The sequence below is a fragment of the Kordiimonas lipolytica genome (assembly GCF_001550065.1).
Genome location: NZ_LRUB01000022.1, coordinates 1 through 23,082 on the forward strand (window position 1 = coordinate 1; position 23,082 = coordinate 23,082).

18 protein-coding genes and 1 tRNA gene are annotated in these 23,082 nt (G+C 56.4%); 10 read left to right on the forward strand and 9 right to left on the reverse strand.

Annotation, left to right across the window (positions count from 1 at the left end; all coding sequences use genetic code 11):
• Positions 1 to 141 precede the first annotated feature (141 nt).
• The 5 genes from KORM41_RS10495 to KORM41_RS10515 all read left to right on the forward strand — a co-directional run bounded on the left by KORM41_RS10495 (position 142) and on the right by KORM41_RS10515 (position 4,302).
• Positions 142 to 218, forward strand: a tRNA-Met gene (locus KORM41_RS10495).
• A gap of 376 nt (positions 219 to 594) precedes the next feature.
• A complete protein-coding gene (locus tag KORM41_RS10500; RefSeq protein WP_068147319.1) occupies positions 595 to 2,151 on the forward strand; it encodes a cryptochrome/photolyase family protein in 1,557 nt (518 codons plus the stop codon).
• On the forward strand, positions 2,148 to 2,900 hold the full coding sequence (locus KORM41_RS10505) for an SDR family oxidoreductase (RefSeq protein ID WP_231727224.1): 753 nt from the start codon (positions 2,148 to 2,150) through the stop codon (positions 2,898 to 2,900). The genes KORM41_RS10500 and KORM41_RS10505 overlap by 4 nt, the downstream gene beginning before the upstream one ends.
• Positions 2,894 to 3,553: a DUF6134 family protein gene (locus KORM41_RS10510; protein ID WP_068147322.1), complete on the forward strand. Its 660-nt coding sequence runs from the start codon at positions 2,894 to 2,896 to the stop codon at positions 3,551 to 3,553. Before KORM41_RS10505 ends, KORM41_RS10510 begins: the two co-directional genes overlap by 7 nt.
• On the forward strand, positions 3,550 to 4,302 hold the full coding sequence (locus tag KORM41_RS10515) for an SDR family NAD(P)-dependent oxidoreductase (RefSeq protein WP_068147324.1): 753 nt from the start codon (positions 3,550 to 3,552) through the stop codon (positions 4,300 to 4,302). Before KORM41_RS10510 ends, KORM41_RS10515 begins: the two co-directional genes overlap by 4 nt.
• Before the next feature lies 1 nt (position 4,303).
• On the opposite strand, the gene KORM41_RS10520 is transcribed toward KORM41_RS10515, so the two are convergent.
• The 6 genes from KORM41_RS10520 to KORM41_RS10545 form a co-directional block, all read right to left on the reverse strand.
• The gene (locus tag KORM41_RS10520) at positions 4,304 to 4,873 is read right to left on the reverse strand and encodes a DUF3833 domain-containing protein (protein WP_231727225.1); all 570 of its coding nucleotides are present in this window, start codon (positions 4,871 to 4,873) and stop codon (positions 4,304 to 4,306) included.
• Positions 4,874 to 4,930: 57 nt separating this feature from the next.
• Complete coding sequence (locus KORM41_RS10525) at positions 4,931 to 6,226, reverse strand: MFS transporter (protein WP_082719855.1); 1,296 nt, start codon at positions 6,224 to 6,226, stop codon at positions 4,931 to 4,933.
• The gene (locus tag KORM41_RS10530; protein ID WP_068147334.1) at positions 6,195 to 7,412 is read right to left on the reverse strand and encodes an SAM-dependent methyltransferase; all 1,218 of its coding nucleotides are present in this window, start codon (positions 7,410 to 7,412) and stop codon (positions 6,195 to 6,197) included. The genes KORM41_RS10525 and KORM41_RS10530 overlap by 32 nt, the downstream gene beginning before the upstream one ends.
• A gap of 1 nt (position 7,413) precedes the next feature.
• Positions 7,414 to 8,232: a DUF1365 domain-containing protein gene (locus KORM41_RS10535; protein WP_068147337.1), complete on the reverse strand. Its 819-nt coding sequence runs from the start codon at positions 8,230 to 8,232 to the stop codon at positions 7,414 to 7,416.
• On the reverse strand, positions 8,229 to 9,605 hold the full coding sequence (locus KORM41_RS10540) for an NAD(P)/FAD-dependent oxidoreductase (protein WP_156431944.1): 1,377 nt from the start codon (positions 9,603 to 9,605) through the stop codon (positions 8,229 to 8,231). Before KORM41_RS10540 ends, KORM41_RS10535 begins: the two co-directional genes overlap by 4 nt.
• Positions 9,606 to 9,911: 306 nt before the next feature.
• The gene (locus KORM41_RS10545; RefSeq protein WP_068147340.1) at positions 9,912 to 11,306 is read right to left on the reverse strand and encodes a helix-turn-helix domain-containing protein; all 1,395 of its coding nucleotides are present in this window, start codon (positions 11,304 to 11,306) and stop codon (positions 9,912 to 9,914) included.
• A 217-nt stretch (positions 11,307 to 11,523) separates the two neighbouring features.
• Between KORM41_RS10545 and KORM41_RS10550 the strand changes: the two genes are divergently transcribed.
• From KORM41_RS10550 to KORM41_RS10570, 5 genes are all read left to right on the forward strand, one after another.
• A complete protein-coding gene (locus KORM41_RS10550) occupies positions 11,524 to 13,116 on the forward strand; it encodes an isocitrate lyase (RefSeq protein ID WP_068147750.1) in 1,593 nt (530 codons plus the stop codon).
• A gap of 148 nt (positions 13,117 to 13,264) precedes the next feature.
• Positions 13,265 to 15,439 (forward strand): malate synthase G, encoded by a 2,175-nt coding sequence (locus KORM41_RS10555; RefSeq protein WP_068147343.1) that lies wholly within the window; start codon positions 13,265 to 13,267, stop codon positions 15,437 to 15,439.
• Positions 15,440 to 15,687: 248 nt separating this feature from the next.
• The gene (gene ahpC, locus KORM41_RS10560; RefSeq protein ID WP_068147346.1) at positions 15,688 to 16,251 is read left to right on the forward strand and encodes an alkyl hydroperoxide reductase subunit C; all 564 of its coding nucleotides are present in this window, start codon (positions 15,688 to 15,690) and stop codon (positions 16,249 to 16,251) included.
• 99 nt (positions 16,252 to 16,350) lie between these two features.
• Positions 16,351 to 17,931 carry an alkyl hydroperoxide reductase subunit F gene (ahpF, locus tag KORM41_RS10565; protein WP_068147348.1) on the forward strand — a complete coding sequence of 527 codons (1,581 nt, stop codon included), beginning with the start codon at positions 16,351 to 16,353 and terminating at the stop codon, positions 17,929 to 17,931.
• Positions 17,932 to 18,100: 169 nt separating this feature from the next.
• A complete protein-coding gene (locus KORM41_RS10570; RefSeq protein ID WP_068147350.1) occupies positions 18,101 to 18,640 on the forward strand; it encodes a hypothetical protein in 540 nt (179 codons plus the stop codon).
• A gap of 69 nt (positions 18,641 to 18,709) precedes the next feature.
• Here KORM41_RS10570 and KORM41_RS10575 read toward each other — a convergent pair whose 3' ends face one another.
• The 3 genes from KORM41_RS10575 to KORM41_RS10585 are packed head-to-tail and all read right to left on the reverse strand — an operon-like array spanning position 18,710 to position 23,041.
• Positions 18,710 to 19,843: a tetratricopeptide repeat protein gene (locus KORM41_RS10575; RefSeq protein ID WP_156431945.1), complete on the reverse strand. Its 1,134-nt coding sequence runs from the start codon at positions 19,841 to 19,843 to the stop codon at positions 18,710 to 18,712.
• A 52-nt stretch (positions 19,844 to 19,895) separates the two neighbouring features.
• Positions 19,896 to 20,894, reverse strand: a complete 999-nt coding sequence (locus KORM41_RS10580; RefSeq protein WP_068147355.1) for a toll/interleukin-1 receptor domain-containing protein — start codon at positions 20,892 to 20,894, stop codon at positions 19,896 to 19,898.
• The gene (locus KORM41_RS10585; protein WP_197421051.1) at positions 20,891 to 23,041 is read right to left on the reverse strand and encodes a TIR domain-containing protein; all 2,151 of its coding nucleotides are present in this window, start codon (positions 23,039 to 23,041) and stop codon (positions 20,891 to 20,893) included. The genes KORM41_RS10580 and KORM41_RS10585 overlap by 4 nt, the downstream gene beginning before the upstream one ends.
• Positions 23,042 to 23,082 lie beyond the last annotated feature (41 nt).

The following is a 23,082-nucleotide window of genomic DNA, read 5'->3' on the forward strand; positions in this document are numbered from 1 at the left end:
GCTGCTACCGGGCCTCAAAGGCCCAGACATATGACGCGGGGTGGAGCAGCCCGCCAAGGTGAAGCGAAAGCGAAACCGTCTGCATCGCCGATAGGCGTCAGATAAATGCTGCTACCGGGCCTCAAAGGCCCAGACATATGACGCGGGGTGGAGCAGCCCGGTAGCTCGTCAGGCTCATAACCTGAAGGTCGTAGGTTCAAATCCTACCCCCGCAACCAAATTTAAGGCCGATCCCCACCACGGGGGTCGGCCTTAAATCTTTGTTGAGCGGGTCCAGGCTTTGTTCCTTGTAAAACAGACTAACCGTCTGTTTTACCAAAGGTTCCTAGCGAAGCTGACGAGGAGCAGAGCGACGAGACTAATCCTACCCCCGCAACCAATAAAAAGGCCAGAGGTCCATCGGGCCCCTGGCTTTTTTATTTGGACGAAGGGTGCGGATTTTAATCTACTGGTTCGGGCGGAGGAACTGCAACGCTGTTCCGGAGACAACGGAGCAAAGCGAGGAGAAATGACGGAGTGAGCAAAGCCAAACAAAGGTAAATCCGGAGCGCCGTTAGGACCGTATGAAATGTATCACGATTGGCAAAGAGCATCATGCGGCACATACTGATAGTTTTTGGCGACCAGCTAAGTCTTGATCTCGCTTCCCTGCGAAGCGGGGACCGGGCCTCAGATGGAGTTCTGATGATGGAAGTGGCCGCCGAAGCACGGACCGTGAACCATCACAAAAAGAAGCTGGCGCTTTTGTTTTCCGCCATGCGCCATTTCATTGACGATCTCACAAAAGACGGCTGGCAAACGGATTATGTTTCCCTGGATGCGCCCGATAATAGTGGCGATTTCAATGGTGAAATTCGCCGCGCCGTTGCACGCCATAATCCATCAAGGCTGGTGTTCGTGGAGCCAGGCGAATGGCGTGTGCTGGAGATGATAAAGGCACTGGCGGCAGACCTGGATATCCCCGTCGACATATTGCCGGACGATCGCTTCCTGTGCAGCCGCGACGCCTTTGCCCGCTGGGCGGATGGGCGGCGCGAACTTCGGATGGAGTATTTCTACCGCGACATGCGGCGCCAGACCGGTCTGCTGATGGAAGGCGAAAAGCCCGCAGGTGGGCGCTGGAATTTTGATGCGGAGAACCGCAAGCCCGCGCAGGATGACCTGTTCATGCCCGCGCTCAAAACCTTCAAGCCGGATGCCATTACCCGCGATGTGCTGGAGATGGTCGACCAGCGTTTCCCCGACCACTTCGGCACGCTCGCGGGTTTTGGTTATGCGGTCACGCGGGCGGATGCCGAAGCCTGTCTTGACCATTTCATCAACCATGCGCTTCCCTCCTTTGGCGACTATCAGGACGCCATGCTGAAGGGTCAGCCGCATCTCTATCATTCGCTTCTGTCGCCTTACCTCAATATCGGCCTCTTGGACCCGATGGACGTCTGTCGGCGCGCGGAAGTCGCCTACCTTGGCGGTCATACCCCCCTTAACGCTGTTGAAGGTTTCATTCGCCAGATCATTGGCTGGCGTGAATATGTGCGCGGCATCTATTGGCTGAAGATGCCGGAGTATGAAGGCCTCAATGCCCTGAAGGCGACACGTAAGCTGCCGGATTTTTACTGGACGGCGGACACGGATATGGCCTGCTTGAAGGAAGTCATCGGGCAGACGCTTGAGCACGGTTATGCCCACCATATCCAGCGCCTGATGATCACTGGCAATTTTGCCATGCTCGCTGGGGTGGACCCGCGTGCGGTGCATGAATGGTATCTGGGTGTCTATGTGGATGCGTTTGAATGGGTGGAAATGCCCAACACCATCGGCATGAGCCAGTTTGCCGATGGCGGCATCATGGCCAGCAAACCCTATGCTGCCAGCGCCAACTATATCAGCCGCATGTCGGACTATTGCGAAAACTGTCGCTACCGCGCCGATGTGAAAACCGGCAACGGCGCTTGCCCTTTCAATGCACTTTACTGGGATTTCCTCGACCGGAACCGTGATGTGCTGGCAAAGAACCCGCGGCTCAGGAACCCTTATGCCACCTGGGGCCGGATGTCGGTGGAAAAGCGGGATGACTATCTGCGCACCGCGCAGGCATTCCTGGAACGCCTGGATGGCGGCAGTCAAAAAGAGACGGAGGCAGCGGCATGATGGACGGTGCCCCATACCCTGAAAGTTCAGCTTATGACCTGTCGCACCTGCTGATAGAAAGCACAGACGCCGCCGTGGTGGTGGGGGCATCTGGCGGCATAGGTAGGGCGCTTTTGGCGTCCCTTGAAGATGTCAACCCTGCAGGGCCTGTGATTGGCTTGTCCCGAACGGGCGACCAGCCCATAGACCTTCTTGATGAAACATCTATCAAGGATGCCGCAGCCAGTATCCGGCGGCAGGGCCTTTCGCTCAGGCTTCTGATCGTCGCAACCGGCGTGCTTGAAACGACTGAGACCCGGGCGGAGAAAAGCCTGCGCGAGCTGGATCACGCGTCCATGCGGAAGATGTTTGAGCTGAACACCATCGGCCCTGCGATGGTGCTGAAGCACTTCCTGCCGCTGGTGCCCAGGAAGGGGCGGTCTGCTGCCATCTGCCTTTCGGCCCGCGTTGGCAGCATTGGCGATAACCGCCTGGGTGGCTGGTACAGCTACCGAGCATCCAAAGCGGCTTTGAACCAGATAGTGAAATCCGCTTCGATAGAGTTGGCACGCAAGGCGCCCGAGGCTGTTTGCGCCGCTATGCATCCCGGAACGGTGGACACGCCGCTGACGCGCCCTTTCGCCAAAACAGGGCTGGAGGTGCAGCCGCCCGCGTTGGCGGCAGGCCGGATGCTCCGTGTGATTACAGGGTTGCAGCCCAAGGACACTGGCGGTTTTTTCGACCACAAAGGCAAGAGGATAGAATGGTAAGATTTGGCTTCATACTTTTGGCATTCGTGCTGGCATTCACCCAAGCCGGCACCCACGCGGCCCACGCGCTGGATGCTGTGAACCATTATGATGTGCTCAGGAACGGCAAGAAGATCGGCGATCATGAAATCCGTTTTTCGCGCACGGGCAGTACGCTTCAAGTGGTTTCTGAAACCCGGATGAAAGTGAAATTCCTGTTCTTCACGGCCTATCGGTACCATTACCTGTCGGAAGAAATCTGGAACGGTGGCCAGCTTGTCAGTGTCACGACAGATGTGAATGATAACGGAAAGCTCATCAGCACACAGATTGCCGCCGACGGCGAAGGCTATGTCGCCACGGACGCGGACGGCAACACAAAGCGCATTGGCAGCAGCTTTTTCACCACCAACCACTGGAATGTTGGCGTAGTGGCGGCAGAAACGCTTTTCAATACCATCACCGGCAGGCTGAACGCGGTTCAAATAACCGGGGCGACAGAGGAAGCACCGCGCACAGACGCGTTTGACCTTCAGGTGCGGGGCGATCTGGATATCGACACCCGTTATGACGTGATGGGCAATTGGCTGGGCATGTCTTTCTATCACGACGATGGCAGCCTGATCGAATTCCTCTGCACCGACTGCCGCAACACGCTGGAGGTACCGTCATGATTGTCTGGATCACCGGTGGCAGCAGCGGCATCGGGCGCGAGCTGGCGCTGCAGTATCTGGCGCTTGGCCACAAGGTATTTGTCACGGCCCGGTCGGCGGACAAGCTTGAGGCCCTTGAAGACGAAGCTGCCGCGCTTGAAGGCGAGTACAAGTGGGCGGCGGCTGATGTTTGTGACGCTGAAAGGCTGAAAACTGCTTACGGGGAGCTTGAGAGCCAATGGGGTACGCCCGACCTTGCGGTGCTGAATGCCGGCACACACACACCGACATCCGCCCGGCGCTTTGATCTGGCGACGCACGAAACCCTGATGCAAGTGAACTATATGGGGGTGCTGAAGTGCCTTGATGTGGTGCTGCCTGCCATGCAGACGCGCGGGCGTGGGCAGGTGGCGCTGGTATCATCGCTTGCGGGATATCGGGGACTGCCGGGTGCCAGTGCCTATGGCGCGTCAAAGGCGGCGCTGATCAATTTCGCAGAAAGCATTCGGGAAGAACTGAAGCAGGACGGCATCGACATACGGCTTATCAACCCCGGTTTTGTCAAAACCCCGCTGACGGACCTGAATGACTTTCCGATGCCGTTCCTGATGCCGGTGGACAAGGCGGCAGCGCGTATCATTCGCGGGCTAGAGAAAAGCGGGTTCGAGATCACTTTCCCAACCCGCTTTGCTTTTGTGATGAAGCTGTTGCGTCTGCTGCCAGACAGGCTTTATCTGGCAGCTACCCGTAAAATGATGCGACAGGATTAGGCTATTCCGCTGCCATCTCTGCCGTGCTGACCTGCGCGTCTTCGGCGCGGCGGAAGCTCAGGAATACGGTGCCTATCTTGAAGCCCCAGCGGTATACGGTCGCCTTGTTCAGAAGCGTGCCATCGTTTTGCAGGAACATCCAGTCGTCGAACTTCACGTTCCAATAACCGTCACCCACCTTCAGCTTGAATTTATATGCCCAGTGGAAGCTGTTACCGGCTGTCTCACCCTCGGCCTCACCGATGGCCATTTCCGTACGGCCTACGTAAGCGTTCGGGCCAACTTTATCGATTTCCCAGCGGCGGAATTCAGTTGAGCCGTCGGCATAGAGGAAATTTTCATCCAGCGTCAGCGTCTTGCCGTCGAAACTGCCGTTGATATCAACGGTGAACTGGGTGCGGACATTGCCGAACCGGTCCTCAAACAGCCCGGTCGCTTTGGTCTTTCCGGTGAAATAGTCCTCGAGAACGAATGGGGGTTCCTGATCTTTGAACTGTTCTACTGTCATGGTCGTGCTGCAGGCGGTCAGGCACAATAGGGCCAAAGCCATTAGAAAAAGATGCCGTGCCACTCCTGTCTCCTTTTGTTGAAACATCTGAAAATTGTACGGATTCCGCCGTATGGTGGATTAGTCGAGTTCTTCAGAAATCCGCCACAATTTGATCGTTGCAGCAGTTTTAAGGAGCGCGGGCATGAGGGCATACACAAGGGCTACTACAATCGGTGGCACTTTGCCGCCCGTTATTGTCTCTGCAGCACCCAGTGCACCGAACGCCAGCAGGATGGCGAAGGCAAAAGCAAGTTTGCTGATCATGCCCCAGATGGCGAAATGACTGGCTATCTCATTGTGGCCCAGACGGCCCCGCTCCTTGGCAATGTCGGCCAGCACGGATGGGCCAAGCGCCAGCTCTGCTGCCAGGGCAAAGCCCGTGACAATGCAGATGCCGTAAAATGCCGCCACTTGCCCGGGGCCTAAAAGGGTTGCGATCGGGAAGGCGAGGCATACGACGGCCATACCGGTTGCCATGATGCGCTTCTTGTTGCCGCCCTTTGACAACCGGGCCCAAAGCGGCATGGCCAGCACGGCGGCAGCAAAATAAATCAGGATTGCCATGTCTTTCTGCGCGTCTGTGCCCATCAGCACCTCGCTGACATAAAGCGGGAACAGTGCGGCGGGGATGGCGCTTGCAGTGGCGGTGAAGAACCAGATGCTGCCGAAGGCCCGCATTTTGGGGCTGGTGGCTATGGCCTTAAGGCTGGCACCAGACTTGTGGGCCGTGGCCGCGTTGCTGCCATGCGGCAGGCACAGCATCGCCAGTAACATGGTCGACGCTGCCACGGGGATGAGCAGTGTGGGTATGACGGGCAGGATGTCGCCACTATAGGCGATGGGTAGCGCAAGCGCACACAGCATGCCCACAAGCGACCAGCCCTCGCGCGCCGTGGTGAAGCGCGTTGTCTCAAGCTCATCAGCTGCAATATCAGCGCCCCAGGCCTGATAGGGGATCATGACCATGGTCCAGCCGATATACAGAAGGGCAGACCAGCCACCCAGATAAAGCGGGGTCACTTCACTGCCGGGCCTGCACAATTGGATAAGCCCTGCGGCCGCAAGGACGCCGCCCGCGGCCATCCAGCCCTTGCGCTTTAGTACCGGGTTCTTTGTGCCATCGCTTAGCTTGCCGACAAGGGGGTCGCTGATCATGTCGATGAGCCGCGAAAGAAACAGCGCCAGCGCCACTGCCGTGAAGCCAAGCGCTTTATTTTCCGCATAATAAGCGGGCAGGTAAACCGCGAACGGGATCAGCGGGAAAGCAAGTGCGAGGGCTGGCAGACCATAAAGCAGCAAGTGAACAGCGTGCCTGATGCTGCTTCCTGCCCCCGTTTCTGCCTCAGGCTTTACCGATAACATAGTGGCTGACATCAATTGTCTCTTCGCGGAACCCTGCCTCGCAGTAGGACAAATAGAAGCGCCAGGTGCGCAGGAACTTGTCGTCAAAATCCTGTGCGCGCACACCTGTTTCGGCCGCGTTGAAGGCGTCATGCCACAGCCGCAGGGTTTCAGCATAATCCAGGCCGAAGTCCAACTGGGACTTGAGCCGAAGGCCTGCGCCCGCAAACTGCTGTTTCAGGACTGCGTCAGAAGGCAGCATGCCACCTGGGAAGATATATTTCTGGATGAAGTCCACGCCGCGGCGATAGCCCTCAAAGCGATCGTCTGCAATGCGGATCACCTGGATGCCGATATTGCCGCCGGGCTTGAGGCGCTTCTTCAGCGTCTCGAAATAGGTGGGCCAATATTGTTCGCCCACGGCTTCCAGCATTTCGATGGAAACGATATGGTCGAACTCGCCTTCAAGCTCGCGGTAGTCGCACAAAAGAAGGTTGGCTGCCGCCCCCCGCTTTGTCGCGGCCAGGCGTTCGCGGGCATAGGCCAGCTGCTCGGCAGACAGGGTCACGCCGGTGACCCGGCAATTCAGTTTGTTGACGGCGAAATCGGCAAAGCCGCCCCACCCGCAGCCAACTTCCAGAATATGATCGCCCGCCTTGATACCGACAGCTTCGGCAAGGCGGCGATATTTATTCTCCTGCGCGGCTTCAAGGCTCATGCCTTCACCTTCAAAAAGCGCCGCGGAATAAGTCATGCTTGGGTCCAGCCACAGCTTGTAGAAGTCGTTCCCCAAATCATAGTGATAGCTGATGTTGCGGCGGCTGCCCTTTTTGGTGTTGCGATTGAAGAAATGGCCAAGGCGGTCCATCAGTTTCAGGGCCCGCAACTTGGGCAGGCGGCTTTCAAGACGGTCCATGTTTGCGGCCAGAAGCTGCAGCAGCGCCGTCAGGTCGGGCGTGTCCCATTCACCGTCCATATAGCCTTCTGCGAGGCCAACGGCGCCACCTGTGAGCGTTCGGCGGATCGCGGACCATTCTGCGATATGCATTTCCGCCCGGTAAGGACCCGGGCTGATGGTGCCGGCAAAATTCTGCACATAGCCGGACGGGAAGGTGACCCTGAGCGTGCCAAGGGCAAGATGGTCCAGAATGCGGGCGAAAAGCTTTTCTGCCAGGGTGGGCTGCTGTGCGATCTCTACTCTCTTGAAGCTGCCGTCCATATTAGCCTCCGTTCCTTTTGGTCTGACTGTCGGCATGGCCCACACGGGCTAACTGAATACGGTCTTTTGCCTGTTCCGGTTTGCTGAAAACTTTCAGTTTTTTCAGCCAAAGGCGCAGGGCCTCATAGTGAATGGCCGCTGTAACCTTGAAGGTGACGAACGGGATTTTCAGGAACAGCTGCATAAGGTTCCTTGCCGTCAGCGGCATGGGTGCCACCGTCAGGCAGGCCGTCATGTCCAGCACGCCGTCCCGGCCCAGATAGTTGATGGCAAGACCCAGCTTGCCTGCCTGTTCGCGCACACGGAACCTGTATGTTCCTTCGACGGGATAGAAGGGAGAAACGTGAAAGCTTTTGTCCGCGTCATGCAGCGGCACTGTGGCTTGGGGCTTGTCGGCGCAATAGATATAGCTGTGGCTCTCACCGAAAGTGTTGTGCACTTCATAAACAATCGCCAATGTCTCGCCGCTTGAAGACAGGCAGAAAAAAACAGTCAGCGGATTGAAGCCGTAGCCCAGAAGCCGGGGCATGGTGAGCATCATGACGCGGGCAGGTTCTTCGGCCACGCTGCCCTTCACCAGTGACAGGACATGGTCCTTGAGCGAAGAGCCGTCCCTGAGGCCATAATCTTTCTCGTAAACCGAAAACAGGTTTGGCGCATTAAGGGACAAGCCCTTCGGTAATGCTGTGCGGCCCTCGGTGAAGGCGTCCAGATCCAGCATCAGATAATAGATCGGATAGCGGAAGGCGTGCTTTTTGGGCCGCCGCCTCTTGTGCCATACATCACCCACATAAAGGGCTGTCTGGAATCCCTTGGTCATGCCGGTTCCGCGACCGCGTTCAGGAGCTGGTCACCGAAGCCGATTCGGGCATTCTGGCCTGGCACCTGCCAGGGGCGCGGCACACCGCCCAGAAGTTCGGCCACGGCAAGCCCGGCCTGAATGCCGTCCTCGTGAAAGCCATCCCCCAGATAAGCGCCGCAGAACCACATGTTGTCCGTGCCCTGGCTCGCCCAAAGTTGCTGGCGGGCATCGTGGCAGGCCTGGTCAAACACGGGGTGCTCATAGTCATACCAGCCATGGACAGTCTCGCGCCGGATATTGCGGTCGGGGTTCAGGGTCACGATCACCGGCTCGTCTGTATTCAGGTGCTGAAGCCGGTTCATCCAGTAGGAGACTGCGGGGCCAGCGGTTTCCTTGCTGCGGCGCTCGATATAATTCCAGCTGGCCCAGGCAGCCTTGCGCCGCGGCATCAGGCCAACATCCGAATGCAGCGCCACCTTGTTGCGGCTGTAGCGCATGCTGGAAAGGGCGTTGGCAACAGCTGGGTCCGGCTGGGCAATCATCCTGAGAGCCTGATCGGAATGGCAGGCAAAGACAATATGATCAAACAGCTGCCGGTTCCCCGTCCGTGTGACAAGTTCGAGCTTGCGGCCCGCCTTGCGTACTTGCTCGACCGGGTCTGACAGGTGGATTTTGTCTGCAAACGAAGCCGACAGGCGCTTCACATATTCCCGGCTGCCGCCCACCACGGTGCGCCATGCGGGCCTGTCTGTCAGTTGAACCAGGCCGTGGTTCTTGAAGAAGCGAAGGAAGGATGCTGCGGGGTAATCCAGGATGTCGGTGCAGTTGCTGGACCATATTGCCGCGCCCATGGGGGCCAGGTGATCCTGCACGAAGGCGCTTGAGAAGCCATGGCGCGCCAGAAGGGTGCGCAGGCTGATATCGTCCCTGCCGGCTTCCTCCAGGAAGGAATCCGTGTGCTTGTAGAACCTTAGGATGCCGCTGATCATCTTCCAGAAGCGCGGCCTTAAAAGGTTGGCGGGTTGTGCCAGCAGGCCTGCGCCATCACCGCCGGAATATTCGAACCTGCCGTCATCCAGCGACACGGAAAAGGACATGTCTGTCCCCGCTGTGGGGACAGCCAGCCGGTCAAACAGCGCGGTCAGGTTCGGGTAATTGGTCGGGTTGAATACAATGAAGCCGGTATCGACCGGGATTGTTTTTCCACCGATCTCGATATCCACCGTGTTGCTGTGGCCGCCGACATAGTCGTTGGCCTCAAAGAGCGTGACGTTGGCGCTCTGCTCAAGGAGCCAGGCGCTTGAAAGGCCCGAAATCCCGGTGCCGATGATGGCGATGTCCTGGTACGCAGGGTCGCGACAGGGCGGGTAGGTGATCAGGGTTTGGTGCAAGGCTCTTTCTCCGCTAGTGGGTACCTAACCAGATACGCGGATTGCCAGCTGCCAGATCATGCTGCGAATTCGGCAATCTGTCGGAAAGCCGGAAGTTTGCAGTGCGGTCTTGAACAAATGCTACCTCCGCAAACAAATGATCAAAAGGCATTATGGGCTGCGCGACTGGACTTGAGCCGAGGTTCATACAGAGCAATGCGAAGCGGGGAGGAAGGCCAAAGACCTGACGAAACTATGCCGACCCACAAAAATAAATCGCCGAGATGCTCAAGATTGCGGTGTTGTAACCCTACCGTCTTATGGCCTCTATGGATCGACCAAACCAAAGGGCGTGGAAGGCCTGCGGTAGTCGTCAGACAGAAGCGAGCGGCCGATCGGCGGCTCAGCGCGGGCCAAGCAGTCACCCCGATGGCACAGGCGACAGGTAACGCCGATTGGCGTCGGCTGAACGGCAGAGATATCTGTATCCTGCGTGTAAATCAGCTTGTGAGCATGCTGCGAGGAGCAGCAAAGGGCGATGGCCCGTTCAATCTGTGGCCGTCCAAATCCGCCGCCGCCTGCCGTTACAGTACGGACGATTGAGAAGAAGCGCTCCCCGTCCGGCAGTTCAACCCACTGGGTGATCACCTCCCTCGGTTTCTTGAAGGCGCTGTGTACGCTCCAGAGCGGGCAGGAGCCGCCGTGGCGCGCGAAGGGGAAGCCTGCACCGTCCAGTCGTTTCGACACGTTGCCGGCTGCGTCCACGCGGATGAAAAAGAAAGGCACGCCTTCTTGCCCCGGCTTTTGCAGGGTGGTTAGCCTGTGGGCCACCTGTTCAAAGCTGGCGCCAAACTGCCGGCCGAGGGCCTCAAGGTCATAATGCCGCGTTTTGGCGGCTTTGGCGAACGCATGATAGGGCATCATGATGGCGCCGGCCGCATAGCTTGCAAGTGCCCGGCGTGTCAGCTTCTCGCCGCTCTCGGTGTCAAACTGTGTGCCGGCAAGGCAGTCGTCGATGACCTCTGTCATCTCGTTGTAGGCAACCTGGAGCGCGAGCTGGAAATTTGCGCTTGCGCCGTCGAGCGCTTCATCCAGCACGATCTCTCGGCGGTGCGTGTCAAACCGCCGGGTAAAGCCCATCATCACATCGGAGGGCAGGCGGCGTACCCGAAGGCGTTGGTCAGCAAAATATTGTTCAAAGCCGCCAACCCGCTTGATCTCCTGCGCCAGGCTTTCGGCCTTGCTGTCGATCTCAAGAAAATAGTTTTTGCGGGCAGCAAGGAACCGCCGGGCCTCGCTTACCGGATCTGGACCGCCTGTGCTTTCGCCCCCTGTCTGGTCCGCGAGCGCCATCTGGCCTTCCTGATAGGCTGTGTAAAGGCGGATAACGGCCTCGGCAGTGGCCGGGAAAGTGCTGCCAAAGTCCTGTATTTCCAGGGGCGACAGGTCCAGGTCCGCAAACAGGGGAGACTTGAAGATGGCGGCGATCTGGGCATTGAAGTCATCACCAGCGCCGCGCGCCAGGGACGCGATATCGGTGCGGTAAATCTCCGCAAGCTTGAGGAGCATGGAAGCGGTTACCGGCCGCTGGTTGCTTTCAATAAGCGCGATATAGGACGGCGAGACGTCAAGGTCTTCGGCCATCCCAACCTGCGTCAACCCCAGGTCACGCCGAAGCCGCCTGATGCGTGGCCCCATGAATATGCTGCGTTCTTTTGCCATGCTCGCCTCTGCAATTACAAAAGTAATATTACAAATCTTACAACATTACAAAATCTTTTGTAAGAATTTACAAGTTCACTAAATGCGGTGTGCAAAAATGTTTTTTCTCCCGTATCACCGGTGCAAGGCAGATCAGCCACCCTATCCAAGTGGGCGGTTGACAATGTGCAGAGGAGATTACGCGATGCCATTTGACAAAACAGACGGGAAAAAGATCATGAGCTATCAGGACGAGATCAAAGACGTTCAAGAGCTGATCAGCAGCTTTAAAGGCACTTGGGATGGCATCGACGCTGAAGCCGTCGCCCGTATGCGTGCGCAGAACCGGTTCCACACCGGCTTGGATATTGCCCGTTACACGGCGGACATCATGCGCAAGGACATGGCGGCCTATGACGCAGACCCAGCCAACTACACGCAGTCGCTTGGCTGCTGGCATGGCTTCATTGGTCAGCAAAAGATGATTTCCATCAAGAAGCACTTTGGTTCCACCAAGGGCCGCTATCTCTATCTTTCCGGCTGGATGGTTGCGGCGCTGCGGTCAGAATTCGGTCCGCTGCCGGACCAGAGCATGCACGAAAAAACATCCGTGCCAGCGCTGATCGAGGAGCTTTACACATTCCTGAAACAGGCCGATGCCCGCGAACTTGGCGGCTATTTCCGCGAGCTTGATGCCGCCCGCAAGGCTGGTGACAAAGCCCTTGAAGCCGAAGTTCAAGGCAAGATCGATAACTTCCAGACACATGTTGTTCCAATCATCGCTGACATTGACGCCGGCTTTGGTAACGCGGAAGCGACGTACTTGCTCGCGAAGAAGATGATCGAGGCCGGTGCGTGCGCGCTGCAGATCGAAAACCAGGTGTCAGACGAAAAGCAGTGTGGCCACCAGGACGGCAAAGTTACGGTTCCACACGAAGACTTCCTCGCGAAGGTTCGCGCTTGCCGCTATGCCTTCCTTGAGCTGGGCGTGGACAACGGCATCGTTGTAACCCGCACGGACAGCCTTGGTGCTGGCCTGACCAAACAAATCGCTTATTCCAAGGAAGAAGGCGATATCGGTGACCAGTACAATAGCTTCCTTGACTGTGAAGAAGTGGCAGCCGAAGACCTGAAGGGCAACGACGTTGTTATCAACCGCGGCGGCAAGCTGCTGCGCCCGAAACGCCTGCCTTCCAACCTGTTCCAGTTCAAGCCGGGCACGGGCGAAGACCGCTGCGTTCTTGACTGTATCACGTCGCTGCAGAATGGTGCTGATCTCCTGTGGATCGAAACCGAGAAGCCACACGTTGAACAGATTGCGGGCATGGTTGACCGCATCCGCGAGGTGATCCCGAACGCCAAGCTGGTGTACAACAATTCGCCGTCCTTTAACTGGACGCTGAACTTCCGCCAGCAGGTGTTTGATGCCTGGGAAGCTGAAGGCAAGGACGTGTCCGCATACGACCGCGCCAACCTGATGAGCGTTGAGTATGACGAGACTGAACTGGCTGAAGCCGCAGACGAGAAAATCCGCACATTCCAGCGGGACGGCTCCAAGCGGGCGGGTATCTTCCACCACCTGATCACGCTGCCGACTTATCACACGGCTGCCCTGTCGACCGACAACCTGGCCAAGCGCTACTTCGGCGAAGAAGCAATGCTGGGCTACGTGAAGCAGGTTCAGCGCGAAGAAATCCGCCAGGGCATAGCCTGCGTGAAGCACCAGAATATGGCTGGCTCGGACATCGGCGACGATCACAAGGAATATTTCGCAGGCGAAGCTGCGCTGAAGGCAGCCGGCGAAGACAACACGATGAACCAATTCGGCTAAGCGGCTGAACCGGAAGACGCGACTGCCGCCCTTTCCAAAAGCTGGGAGGGGCGGCAGTTATCATGTCAGGGACCGAATATTCGGGATGTATGATGGCATTTTAGTATAGTAATCAGTGATTTGATGCATGTGAGCGAGGGTGATTGAAATGACGGATCGGATTGAAGAAAACGGCTTGTTGGTGGCGAGCGAGCTTCACGGCTTTATTGAAAGTGAGGCGCTGCCGGGCTCAGGCATTGATGCGCAAACCTTCTGGTCTGGTCTCGCGGATCTCGCCAAAACCTACGGCCCCAAAACCAGGGAGGCTCTGGCGCACCGTGATGCCCTTCAAGCCAAGATCGACGCCTGGCACAAAGATCATCCCGGCCCGAATTATGATTTCGCTGAGTATAAGGCCTTTCTGAAGGACATCGGCTATCTGGAGGAAGAGGGCCCGGCCTTCAAGATTGAAACCCGGAATGTAGACCCGGAGATTGCCACTATTGCTGGGCCGCAGTTGGTGGTGCCGGTGATGAATGCCCGCTTCGCGCTGAATGCGGCCAACGCGCGCTGGGGCAGCCTCTATGACGCCTATTATGGCACTGACGTGATCGCCGAGACGCCGGGGCTGGAGAAAACAGCCAAATACAACACGGCGCGCGGCGCTGTGGTGATGGAAAAAGCAGCGGCTTTCCTGGATGACGCGGTGCCGCTGGTGGGCGCCAAGCACGCCGACGTGGCAGCATACAAGGTTGAAGCCGGTAACCTGAGGGCTGAGACAACTTCAGGCGAAACTGTCGGCCTTGCGGACGCTGGCCAGTTTGCCGGATATCAGGGGGTGGCAGAGGCGCCATCCTCTGTCCTCCTCAAAAACAACGGCCTGCACATTGATATCCAGATTGACAGAGACCACCCGGTTGGCGCTACCTCTAACGCTGGCGTGAAAGATGTTGTGTTAGAGGCTGCCATCTCAACCATCCAGGACTGTGAAGACTCTGTCGCTGCCGTGGACGGTGAAGACAAAACCACCGTTTACCGCAACTGGCTTGGCCTGATGAAAGGGGACCTCAGCGAAACCTTCATTAAGGGCGGCAAGGAGATGACGCGCCGCTTGAACAAGGACCGCGTCTACACGTCGCCGGACTGTGGCAGCTTGACCCTGCCGGGCCGCAGCCTCCTGCTGGTGCGCAATGTCGGTCACCTGATGACAACGCCTGCGGTCCTTGATGAAGCTGGTAACGAGATTTCCGAAGGCCTTCTGGACGCATTGGTGACCAGCCTGTGTGCCCTTCATGACCTTGCGAGGAAGGGCGATAACGCCAACAGCCGCACTGGCAGCATTTACATAGTGAAGCCGAAAATGCATGGCCCGGCAGAGGTGGCGCTGACCAATGAGATCATGGGTGCGGTTGAAGATATTCTCGGGCTTGAGCGTTTTACAATCAAGGTCGGCGTGATGGATGAAGAACGTCGCACCACAGTAAATCTGAAAGAGTGCATTCGCGCGGTCAAAGACCGCCTGGTGTTTATCAACACAGGTTTTCTGGACCGCACGGGTGACGAGCTTCATACCAGCATGGAGGCGGCAGCCTTCCTGCCCAAGGGCGACATCAAGGGCGAGCCCTGGATCGCGGCCTATGAGGCCTGGAATGTCAATATTGGCCTGGAGTGTGGCCTGCAGGGCAAGGCCCAGATCGGCAAGGGCATGTGGGCCATGCCAGACGAGATGGCCAGGATGATGGCGGAAAAGATCGGTCACCCAAAAGCTGGAGCCAACTGTGCCTGGGTGCCTTCACCGACAGCCGCCACGCTGCATGCCCAGCATTATCACATGGTGTCCGTGGCCGACCGCCAGCGGGAACTCGCCAGCGCGCCGCGCGCCAGCCTGGACGATATCCTGACCGTGCCGCTCATGCGCGGGCGCAATCTGTCTGATGACGAAGTGCAGCGTGAGCTGGATAACAACGCGCAAGGCATCCTGGGCTATGTGGTGCGCTGGGTTGACCAGGGGGTAGGGTGCTCCAAAGTGCCGGACATCAACAATGTTGGCCTTATGGAAGACCGGGCCACGCTTCGGATTTCCAGCCAGCATGTCGCCAATTGGCTGCATCACGGCATCTGTACCGAAGCGCAGGTCATGGAAGCGCTGGAGCGCATGGCGGCGATTGTTGACAAACAAAATGCCGGAGACCCTGCCTACCGGCCCATGGCGCCAGACTTTGAAAGCAGCATTGCCTTCCAGGCGGCCGCTGATTTGATTTTCAAGGGACGCGAGCAGCCAAGCGGCTATACGGAACCCCTGCTGCACAAGCGCCGCCTGCAGGCGAAGGCAGCATACCGTTAGCAAGCTGGTGCAGTGATTGGCCAGGTTGGCCTTTAAACCTTGGTCAGGCATGGAGCCATGCCTGACTGAAATCTGACCGCAGCGTCTTGATAGGTGCCGCCTGCTTCTTACAGCCTGTGGTGAGTATTCTGCTGTTCGCAAAAATCGATTACAAAATGAAAAATAATCGATTGGATTGATTTAATTGGTATCGCTATTGTCTTCTCAACAGCCAAGACCGGCTGACAGATTTTTTGAGGAGACATCCAATGGCAATGATCAACAAATCCATCCCTGAGTTCAAAGTAGAAGCTTTCCATGATGGCGAGTTCAAAACCATCACAGATGCCGATGTTAAAGGCAAATGGTCCATCTTCCTGTTCTACCCGGCAGACTTCACCTTCGTGTGCCCGACCGAGCTTGAAGACATGGCCAATCACTATGAAGAGCTGCAGCGCCTTGGCGTAGAAGTATATGCTGTGTCTACTGACACCCACTTCTGCCACAAAGCCTGGCACGACAGCAGCGATGCTATCGGCAAGATCAAATTCCCAATGCTGGGTGATCCGACAGGCGCTGTGACCCGCGGTTTCGACGTGATGATCGAGGAAGCGGCCCAGGCCCTTCGCGGCACCTTCCTGGCTGATCCAGACGGCATTATCAAGGTTGCGGAAATCCACGACCTGGGTATCGGCCGCTCTGCCAAAGACATGGTACGCAAAGTCAAGGCTGCCCAGTATGTGGCGGCAAATGACGGCGAAGTATGCCCAGCGGCGTGGGAAGAAGGCCAAAGCACCCTGACCCCAAGCCTGGACCTCGTGGGCAAGATCTAACCCCAGATCACCCCTCAGGCTTTGTGGCGCGCTGCATCCTCCCCCCCCCCCAATCGCGGCGCGCCACTTCCCCCGAACCCAGATGACAGGAATAAACTGATGCTGACCAATGACATTATAAAAGCCCTGAAGGGCTACACAGCCAACATGCAAAGCGACATCACGTTCGTGCTGCAGACAGGCGACCATGCGAAACGTCAGGAACTGAAGGATTTCCTGACATCAATTGCGTCGGCCTCTGACCGACTTTCGATTGAGGAGCGCGATACGGGCGGCCTTCTCAGGAGTCCTATCAGCTTCCTGCTGGAGCGAGAGGGCGCGGACACTGGAGTGCGTTTTTCGGGCATCCCCGGCGGGCACGAATTCAATTCGCTCGTGCTGGCGATCCTGCACCTGTCAGGCACGCCCATCAAGCTGGACGATACGCTTAAGTCGCTGATTTCAGGCATTGCAGACAAGCTAGATTTCCAGGTTTATGTCAGCCTCAGCTGCCATAACTGCCCGGATGTGGTGCAGTCGCTCAATCAGTTCGCGGCGATCAATGACGCTATCAGCGCAGAGATGATCGATGGTGGTCTGTACCCAGAGCTGGTAGCAGAAAACAATATCCAAGGCGTGCCGACGGTGCTGCTGAACGGCAAACCGTTCGCGACCGGAAAGATCGATACGTCGGTTATCATATCGAAGCTTCTGGAGGCTTACCCCGGCATCAAGGACAGCAAGTCTAAACCTGCAGAAAAGCTGCCGCTACAGGATGTAACTGTTGTCGGCGGTGGCCCAGCGGGCGTCAGTGCCGCCATCTATGCCGCACGCAAGGGCCTGAAGGTGACCATGATCGCGGAGCGCTTCGGCGGCCAGGTGAAAGACACCATGGGGATTGAGAACCTGATTTCCGTTTCCAAAACCACGGGGCCAGAGCTCACGGGCGCCCTGATGGCTCACCTGAATGATTATGACGTAACACTGAAGGAGCATGTGCGCGTTGAAAGCGTTGAGAAGGGCAGCATCAAGAAATTGACGTTGACGTCTGGCGAGGTGATTGAAACCCGGACGCTGATTGTGTCCACGGGTGCCCAGTGGCGCAAACTGGGCGTGCCCGGCGAGGATGAGAACGTGGGGCAGGGCGTTGCCTATTGCCCGCACTGTGATGGTCCTTTCTTCAAGGGCAAGGATGTGGCTGTGATCGGCGGTGGCAACTCAGGCATCGAAGCGGCGCTCGATCTTGCGGGGATTGTCAAATCCGTCACCGTGTTTGAGTTCCTGCCGGAACTGAAGGCGGATCAGGTGTTGGTGAATGAGGCGCTCAAGCGCGACAACATCACCATCATCAAGAATGCCGCGACAAAAGAGATTACGGCTTCAGGCGGCAAAGTGACCGGCCTTGACTATCAGGACCGCGAAAGCGGTGATGTGAAGCACTGGGACGGAGCCGGCGTCTTTATCCAGATCGGCCTTGTGCCTAACAGTGGGTTCCTCAAAGGCGTGGTTGAGCTCTCGCAATATGGCGAGGTGATCATCAACGAGAAGGGTGAAACGTCAGAGCCTGGCATCTATGCCTGTGGCGACGTCACCACCGTACCATACAAGCAGATCGTCATTGCCATGGGCGAAGGCGCAAAAGCCTCCCTTGCAGCCTTCGAATATCTGATGCTCAGTCAGGACGAACAGCTCGCAGCATAGGAAAAATGGGGCCTAGGATCGCGATCCTAGGCCCCAAGCCTTTGAAGTATGGCGGAATCCCTACAGCAATTATGGTTAACCAAAGTAAAATTGCAATTTACTAAAATTTGAGGCAATATCCCGGCTTCGTGGGGCGAATTGGAAACTAATGGGAATGTTGGGAGATAACATGATGTTCAGTAAAGGCCGTGTGGCCGCTTTGGTTATGGGGATCGCAGTTGGCACGACTGGCGCTTTTGCCGGTGATACAGCGTCCGTTTCTTATGAAGGCACCTGCCTTGCACCGATCGCCGCCTACAAAGACGGCCTTCCTGCCATTGAAGGCGCTGCAGACATGTCTGCCGATCAGCAAATCGTTGCGACAACGGACATGTTCCGTACTGTTCTTGCGGCATTCGCTGAGGTTCAAGCCTGCCACCAGGGTCTTGTTGAAAACAATGGCGCTGATGAGAAATTCGCGTCTCTTTATGCCGGAACGCGCGAAACAAGCCGCGTGTTTGCACAGGTGCAAAGCGAATTTGAATCCAAGATCGAAGAAATGTCAGCGTCTGCCCTGTCTGATGTAGCACCGGCTGCAGGCGAAGATTCTGAAGCCGATCTGGCAGCGGAAGCGCAAACCTTCAATACCATGGAAATCCTGATGCAATCCTATATGGTGCTGGAGCGCAGCCAGGAACTTGGCAAGAAGCTTCTGAAGGTGTCTAGCTAAGACCTACTCATAGCCGATAGAATACAAAAGCCCGCCTTTTGGTGGGCTTTTTTTTATGGCGGGTCTGGGTCAAGAAACATCCCGCGCTGTTGCCAGTTTCCAGCCAGGATGGGCCTGTGCGAGCTGTTCACTTGCCCGAAGAAAGTCCGCTCGGCGAAACCCTATGCTGATCAGGTTTTCTGCGATCTCTGCCGCTTCTTCATATTGCTTTAGCCGCAAATAGGCTTTCATCAGCTCAAACCTTACGACAGGATGACACTTGCGCCACACGTCACCGAACTTGGACGTGAGACTCCTTAATGCTTTTTCCGCTGCTTCATTGTCGTCTTGCGCAAAAGCGAGTTCTGCAGAGGCGGTCAGGTAAACAGCGTGCATTTTCCTGCCAAATACCGACCTGAAGGAAATCGGCTTTGATGCTGTTTGAAAGTTCTGAACTTCAGAAAGCAGCAATTGTGCTTCATTCAGTCGGGCCAGGTGAACAAGTGCAATTGCTCGAAGGGATTTGGCTGTAAGCAGCCAGCTTTTCCCGTCTGCAGAGAATTCCGACTTCTTCAGGATTGCTTCTATCCATTGGTGAGCTTTCTCCAGTGTTTTTTCTGCATCTTTATACCGACCGTCAACAAGCTGCCCAAGCCCCAAAGGTATTCCAAGGCGAGCTGACATAAGTTCCTGCCGGAAATTCAAAGGTTCTTCCTGAAGGACTGCGGGAAAGGCCACTCGGGCCTTATGGAGCAGGTCTGCTGCCTCCTCGCCTCGCCCAGCATTGATCAGAGCTTCCGCCAAGGGCGCGTGAAAACGAAGATGCAGATAAAGATTTGGCGACTTTGGGAATTTTAAGTGAATGGCCTTGAATTGGAAAAGAGAGCGCTGCCAGCTTTCAATCGTTTGATCCAGCGATCCAGTAACTTCCTGCATGGCTGCCAGGTGCATGTAGCCGCCAGGTATAATGTCTCCAACATTCCGTGGGGACGGAACATTTCGCTGCGCTTTCGTTATGGCGAAACCTGCCTCAACATGTTTTTGGGCGGCTTTAGGCTCAAGTTTGTCCCGCTTCAATTTCCCCATCACCATATGGGCATCGCCCAGCACGCGCTTGTCATCTGGGTGGCGCTTTTTATCTACGGCTAAAAGCCGCTTTGCATAGTACATCCATTCGGTGGTGACTTTTTCTGCCTCGTCAAAGTCGCCTTGCAGCCAAGCCACTTCCTCCAGCAACCTGAGGACGGTTATGTGACTGCCAAGAACCTCAGCGTTGTCAGAGTTTTTTTTTCGCGAGGGACGAAGAGGTTTTATAAAGCGACCGCAGGCTTGCCCTTACACGCTCGCTATGACCTTGATACATTTTGCCACGGAGCAGGTAATTGATCCCCCGCAGTTTCTGGGCGAGTTCTTCTGGACCCATATTCGGGCTATTGGGGCCCTCATAATGCTCAACAACCCGATTGGTAAGGTTGTCGAGCAGGTCAACCTGACCTCTTTCAAATAATGTATATCCCAACTGATCTATGATGCTTTGGAGCAAGCTCTCCGTGTCATCTTGTTCATGCTGGGCTATGGCAAGAGCTTGCTCAGCCTGCCTCGTCGCAATGTAGGCGTGGTTTGCGAGCCCGGCTGTCAGCAGCATGCCTGCTGTTGCGAGCGCAGTGAACCCCCACAACCGCTTTTGGCGACGTTGCAGGTCGCGCCGGACAAGCGTATCGAGATTGACGCCCAGAATGCCCGCCACCACTTTCAGTAGCGCCATTTTCCTGCCGTCGCCTTGTGGCCTTGCATCTGCAGCCAACGGGACGCCGTAGATGGTCGATGTCTCCATGGTTTGGCGGAGGAGTGCTTGTGGAAAGCATTCGAGAGCCGGATCGAGCCCCCGTGCGGTAGCGAAGGGTTCGCCGTCCCTGATGATATAGAAGATATGGGCGTCACCGCGCATCTCGCGAAACAGTTCGATTTCCAGGTTTACGCCCTTGGAATGGGCAGCTTTAGGTGAGCAGACAACCAGAAGCGTGTCGCTCTGGCCTAATGCTTCCCTGATTTTCGCATCGACACTGCTTCCTGCTGCCAGCTCTTTTCTGTCTAGGAAAATGCGGTTCAATCTTTTTGGAACCGGGCCAGATGGGCTTTCGGTGCCGATAAGGTGTTTCGGTATGCGATAGTTTTCCAGGGCTTTAAGCAGCCAGCGAGCCCATTCGCTGTCCTCATGGCTATAGGATACAAAAGCTGAATACCATCTGCTTGTCATGGTATGCGTGTTGCTCATGAAGGCCTTGCTTCAGCGGCGGTATTTCCTGGGCCGCGGTCAAGTTCTTCCAGTTCCTGGAGGAAGTCAGGCCGGGCAAATCCGATTTCAGTCAGATTGTCGGCTATTTCCTGGGCCGCGCTCCATTGGCCGGTGGCGATGTAGGCTTTCATTAGCTCAAAGCGCACAACAGGATGGCTTTGTCGCCATTTAGGACCCAGGCTAGCAATCATCTGCTGGCGGATTGACCTCGCAAGGCCTGGAGTTCCCTGCATTACAGCAAGTTCAGCCCGAGCGTTAGCAAGGATCGAACGCGTCTTCCGGCCATGAATGGAATGAAGTAGCCGGGCTGGTGTTTGATCTGTTTCCTGCGTGACCTGGTTCATCAGGTGGACCGCCTTTGTCACTTGTCCCATCTTCGCCATTGAGAGAGCCCACAGGGTCTTTGAGGTCAGTATCCAGTTGACCGTATCAACTGACTCCAGCGAAAGCTGATACTGGGCTGTCATTCCTTCTGTGGCTTCGGCGAAAGCCTGTTCGGCATCGGCCCATCTGTTCTTGCCCATCAACAACAAGCCACGCAACATATCGCCTCGGAAAATCATTGTCCGATAGCGGTGGTTTTCCTCATTGTTGGCAAGAATCTTTCGAAGATTTTTCTGTGCCGCGTCCACAGCCTGCAGCGCTTCGTCACTGTGCCCTGAATTGAATAGAAGCTCCGCCAAATCAATATGGAAACGATAATAGAGGAGGTTGGCAACACCTTGAACGGGGGAAAGCTCCTGTCGCTTCCGGTAGAGATACAAGCTCTTTTCTAGTGAGGCAATTGCCTCAGGTAAGGGGGCCACGATCTCTTGAACCACTGAGAGGTGATAATAGCCACCATCAACATTCGCCACCTCTCGGTATGTCCCTATATTGTCTGGCATCTGTCCGACAGCGATCCTGATCGCGAGTCCTTCTTTTATCAGATCATAGGCTTTTTCAGGCTGTTGGAATGCATGCATTTGAACTTGGGCGAGATCAATCAGCGCATTGCCAATGCCAGCCCTGTCGTCCGGGTGCCTGTTCGGCTGTAGCTTGTATGCCCGCTCGGCGGTAGCAAGTCTTTCTTCAATCAGTGTCCGTGTTACTTCGTAGTCACCGGCAAGTAGCTTAAGATCGCTCAGGAGCTTCAAGATATAGATATGGGTCAGCAGCAATTCCCAGCTCTCGGGATGTTGCTCTATGGTTTCTCTGGTCTTTTGTCTCAAGTCTTCAAGGCGCTCGGCAATCTCGCTCTGGTCACTGTTAAAGATGCGACCCCGCGACAACATGGCAAGGCCACGCACCTTGCGTGCAATTTCCTTGGGGCCCATATCGGGGCTGTTCTGACCGTCGTAATGATCAAGGATGCGAGACGACATCGCTTCCAGAAGGTCCGCGTGCCCGCGCCGCCATAAATGTTGCCCTAGATCATCCACGATGTACTGGATCAGACTTTCGGCTTCATCCTGCTGGCGCTGTGCATGGGCAAGGGCTTCCTCGGCTCTCTGGGATGCCAGATAAGCCTGGGTGGCGAGTCCTGATGTCAGCATCATACCCGCTGTTGCCAGCCCCATAAATCCCCACAGGCGTTTTTGTCGGCGGTGCAGGTCGCGGCGGACCAGTGTATCAAGGTTTACTCCAAGGATACCCGCCACGACCTTAAGAAGGGCCATCTTTTTGCCGTCTCCCTGTGGGCGGGCGTCGTCCGCGGCCAGGGGAACGCCATAGGCGGTGGTGGTGTCCATGTCGTGGTTGATCAGTGCTTTGGGGAAGCATTCGAGCTCTGGATCCAGGCCGCGCGCTGCCGCGTGCGGTTCACCTTCCAGGATAATGTAGAAAATATGTTGGTCTCCGCGCATTTTGCGGAACAGCTCGATCTCCTGATTTACGCCGTAGGAATGAACAGCATTAGGCGAGCACGCGACAAGCAATGTTTTGCTTTGTTTCAGGGCTTCCTGAATCTTGGCATCAAGACAGGCTCCGGCTGCAAGCTCTTCGCGGTCACGGAAAATGCGGGTTAGCTTTGCAGGGACAGTGCCATTCGTACCCTTTGTCCCTACCAGATGGCCGGGGACACGATAGGCCTCAATGGCTTTCAATAGCCATTTTGCCCATTTGTCGTCCTTGTGGCTGTAGGACACAAATGCAGTGTAGGTACTATGTTCGGTCAATTCCCCGTTTC